Source organism: Desulfomarina sp. (assembly GCF_054039375.1).
Genome location: NZ_JBPLBA010000156.1, coordinates 1 through 4,431, shown reverse-complemented (window position 1 = coordinate 4,431; position 4,431 = coordinate 1). Strand labels below are relative to the sequence as shown.

The 4,431-nt window shown below is 46.2% G+C and carries 3 protein-coding genes; all 3 read left to right on the top strand.

Annotation, left to right across the window (positions count from 1 at the left end; translation table 11 throughout):
- The first annotated feature begins 1,113 nt into the window (after positions 1–1,113).
- The 3 genes from argJ (at position 1,114) to ACXLDX_RS09345 (ending at position 4,045) form a co-directional block, all read left to right on the top strand.
- Complete coding sequence (gene argJ, locus ACXLDX_RS09355) at positions 1,114–2,298, top strand: bifunctional glutamate N-acetyltransferase/amino-acid acetyltransferase ArgJ (protein ID WP_457576913.1); 1,185 nt, start codon at positions 1,114–1,116, stop codon at positions 2,296–2,298.
- A gap of 46 nt (positions 2,299–2,344) precedes the next feature.
- Positions 2,345–2,842, top strand: coding sequence for a SixA phosphatase family protein (locus ACXLDX_RS09350; RefSeq protein ID WP_457576912.1), 498 nt, complete (start codon positions 2,345–2,347; stop codon positions 2,840–2,842).
- 249 nt (positions 2,843–3,091) lie between these two features.
- The gene (locus ACXLDX_RS09345; protein WP_457576911.1) at positions 3,092–4,045 is read left to right on the top strand and encodes a nucleoside recognition domain-containing protein; all 954 of its coding nucleotides are present in this window, start codon (positions 3,092–3,094) and stop codon (positions 4,043–4,045) included.
- Positions 4,046–4,431 lie beyond the last annotated feature (386 nt).

The window sequence follows — 4,431 nt, the reverse complement described above, 5'->3', positions numbered from 1 at the left end:
TGCGCATGATCACCCGGAGCGACAGGGCGATACGGATGAAGAAATCTGCAAGAAGCAGGGTTGTGGAGTAAATGGAATAACTCCAGTGTGGTTCAGGAATAGTCATACACTTCAGACTGTCTGTTCTTTTGTGAATTTCGGTAATCGCTCGCAGGCACCCCGGTTTTTCACGGTCTTTTCTGTCCGCCTGGATTGACTATGGCGGACAGAAGAGCCTGCAGAAATCTGTGGCACCTGTGAGCAATTACAGTTCAGAGGTAATAAAATCATAGAGTTGCTACCCCCCTGCGAGGAGTTACAAATTCCGGTGTTCTCTTCTGTGGATCAGGTTTTATTCTATGAAACGGGAAAACACCAAATTGGATCGGGAGAAGATTTATTAGTTGAAATTTGTATTAACTGCATGCTTTTTTATGACATAATGCGAAGACAACAATACCATATTTACTGAAATTATATACAAAAAACTTATAAACCGAATTCTGCATTTCAGAAAATTGGAAAAATAATTTTTCATTTATCTTAATATGTTACGATATGTTATCCCCCATTGCCCATGAAACTCTGTCGGATTGTGAATGTGCCTGATAAAACAGGCGCATCCACAGACTGACAAACAGCAGGCTGAGTTTTGTACGTAATCAGGATTTTTATTATAATCAGTGATTCACTTTCTCAGTGAAACTCATTATTTTATTTTCTTTGCTCTGGGGGATTGGTAATTTTATCGAACCCGGGAGCTTCCGGATTTGCCGGTTCCGGGATTGAGGCATAATTTAATACTAGCGTTATCAGTATGATAAGTGGTAGATGTTTATATGGGCCTTGAATCCAAACTGTGGCGAAAATGTGTGTTGTGTATTGTGATTTTTCAAATAAATTGCTGTATTACTCGAGTGCCTGGCCTGTTTATGGACAGGTACTCGCTATCAGGAATCCCGTTTTCAAGGTCTTTTTTGCTCGTACAGATAGGTTACAGCGCACAAAAGAGCCTGTAAAAATGTGGTACTTAAGATGTTACTTGCAGAAACATGCCGGGTCAATGAAAGGAATGGTCCGGAGATTTTTTCGGTGAGCGGTTTAGCCGGATAACCTCTTGTCTATGGAGTTTGAATGAATATTGAAGGTTTTTTGTACTCTGCTGTTGAAGCCTCGGTAAAATACCGTGACAGGCTTGATCTTGGATTAATTTTCAGTGATGAACCCTGTGTTACTGCCGGTGTTTTTACGACTAACCAGGTCAAAGCCGCCCCTGTTGTTATTGATATTGAGCGACTCAAGGAGGGCAGGGCCCAGGCCATCCTCGTTAACAGTGGTTGCGCCAACGCCTGTACCGGCGAGGAGGGGGAAAAAAATGCGCTGGCAACCAGTGCGTGTCTTGCGGAGACGTTGGGCGTTCCTGATGAAATGGTGCAGCTGGCCTCGACTGGAGTAATCGGAGAACAGCTTGATGTGGCTGCATTTGAAAAAAATATGACCAGGCTTGTCAAAGGGTTGTCTTCCGACAATTTTGATAAAGTTGCAGAAGCGATTATAACCACTGACACCCGACCAAAGGTCGCCTGTGACACAGTGGAAATAGGTGGCAGAGAAGTCCGGCTCATGGGGATGGCCAAGGGTGCCGGTATGATCATGCCCAACATGGCCACCATGCTTGCCTTCATCGTCACCGATGCCCAGATCAGTTTCCCCGAGCTCCACAAATCACTGCTTTTCGGGGTGGAACGGACTTTCAACAGAATTACTGTTGACGGGGATACCAGTACAAACGACATGGTTCTGGTGATGGCCAACGGCAGAGCAGACAATCCGTGGATTGACGGAGATTCTCCTGATGATCAGCTTGTTTTTCAGGATGCTCTTGAAACGGTCCTGAAGGATCTGGCATTACAGATTGTAGCGGACGGGGAAGGGGCCACAAAGACAATTACCGTCAGAGTATGCGGGGCAAAAGAGGACGAGGAAGCGGAGATCATTGCGAGAACAGTGGCAACATCCAGTCTTGTGAAAACAGCTTTTTTCGGAGAAGACGCCAACTGGGGAAGAATAATGGCTGCTGTGGGCAGGGCAGGCGTACGGATTTATCCTGAAAGAGTTGACCTGGCATTTGGAGATGTTCTTATTGTAAAAAACGGTCAGTTTCTCGGCAGTGAGGCGGAAGAAGCTGCCTCGGAGATCTTGAAGGAAAAGTCCTTTTCGATTTGTATAGATTTGAAGGACGGAACCGGATGTGAAGAGGTTTATACCTGTGATTTTTCAGTGGATTATGTAAAAATTAATGCCGACTACAGATCGTGAGGTTTCCGCGTAGCGGCCTGAATTCAACCGTAACAGATATGTCCGGATGAAAGAACTTTATCTTATACGACATGCCAAATCAAGCTGGGCTGATCCGGATCTTGATGATTTTGACAGACCGCTGAATAAACGGGGAAGAATGAATGCACCGTTTATGGCAGGCAGGATCTCCATGCGCAATATTTTCCCCGACCGTATTGTCTCCAGTCCAGCCCTGCGGGCCCGCAGGACTGCCCGATTTATAGCAGCGGGAATCGGTTACGGTAAGAGAGATATCATCTATGACCGAGGTCTTTATTTTTCAGGATTCAGTTATTTTCTCGATGTGGCAGAATATCATCTTGATGAGGTTGACCGGATTTTCATGGTCGGGCATAATTCCGTGATTACCGATGTCGCAGGGTATCTCTGTGGAGAAACGTTTGATAATGTTCCCACCTGTGGCATAGTGGGGATTGCGTTCCGGGGAAAAAAAGGGTTTCAGCGGATCGATGGAAAAGGTTCTCTTCTGTTTTTTGATTATCCCAGAAAGATTTCTCCCTGAAGAGGTTAATTACCTGTGAACAATTACGTAATGGAAGGCCTGAGTTATGTCCTCTGTCGAAATACAATGTAGAAACTGCGTCCACTATTATATTACTTATGATCCTTCCAAACCCCATGGCTGTCGAGCTGTCGGTTTTAAAAGCAGGCAGAATCCTGCCAGGGTTGTTCTGGCGAACTCAGGTCTTTCCTGTCAGCTGTACACCTCTAAAAACAACAAGAATTCTCCTGAAAAAAAATCTAGAACGGTATGAACAGAAGATTCCTGAGGGAACAGAGTGCTGTTCTTCTCGTCGACACCTGGAAGACCAGCCGGGAACTGTTGAAAATAACGGTCCCCGTCCTTATTATCACCAGGATTCTTGAACAGTTCGGGCTCGTTTCTTTTTTCAGTGTTGTGCTTGAGCCTGTTATGGGAGTTATGGGCCTTCCCGGCTCTCTTGGCCTCGTCTGGGCTAGTGCCATGCTGACCAGTCTTTACGGAGGACTTGCTGTTTTTGCGGTTCTGGCGCCTTCCCTGGATTTGACAGTAGCCCAGATAACCGTTCTCTGTTCTGCCATGCTTATCGCCCATGCCCTGCCCATTGAGTTGAGCGTCAGTAAAAAGGCCGGCGCGTCCCTTGTCCCCATCGGGTTGCTTCGTCTCGTGGGAGCTGTTACTTACGGGACAATTCTCCATCATTTAAGTTTATTTTTCGGTTTCTGGCAGGAGAAGGCAACTGTGTATTTCAAGGCAGCCGAGACCAGTCAGACCCTGGTGGAGTGGGCGCTTGATCAACTGGAGAATATTGCCCTGATTGTTTTGATTATTTTTTGTATACTCATTGTCATGCGTATATTGCGGGCCGTGGGTCTTCTCACTCTGCTCGAAAAAATCCTGGCTCCTGTTCTGCCGGTTTTCGGTATGGGTAATAATGCTGCGCCGGTAACTGTTGTCGGTATGGTAATGGGACTTGGATATGGCGGGGCAATGATTATCCGGGAAACGGCAAGGGGGAAGATGGACCGGGAGGAGCTTTTTTATTCTATGGCTATGATGGGACTGTGTCATGGACTGGTTGAAGATACGCTTCTGATGGTGGCCATTGGCGGCAAAATCACCGGAGTTTTCTGGGGCAGAATATTATTTTCGCTTCTCGTTGTCTATTGTATCGTTCAATGTGGACGGTTTATGTCCGGCAGGCGGGTTCGGCCTGAAAACTGAACAGGATGTCGCTCTGTAACTGGTGTCTCGTCAACACTGCTCTGACGTATCTTGCTTGTCCTTTTTCGCGCCATCCTGCCTGCGGCTTATGTTACATAGCTCAACTATGCGCTCAAAGCCGCAGGCAGAATGGTACAGAAAATTACAGCGCAATATTACGTCATTTCATCGTTGACGTGACTAGTAGTGAAATGACTTGGTTACAGGGGTTGGCTAAGTATTTTTCTGAATATTTATGGTAATTACTCACAGGTACCCCAGCTTTTCACGGTCTCTTTCGTCCGCATAGGTAGGCTATAGCGAACAAAAGAGCCTGCAAAAATCTGCGGCACCTGTGAGCAATTACAGTTCAGAGGTAATAAGATCATATAATTGCTACCCCTGTG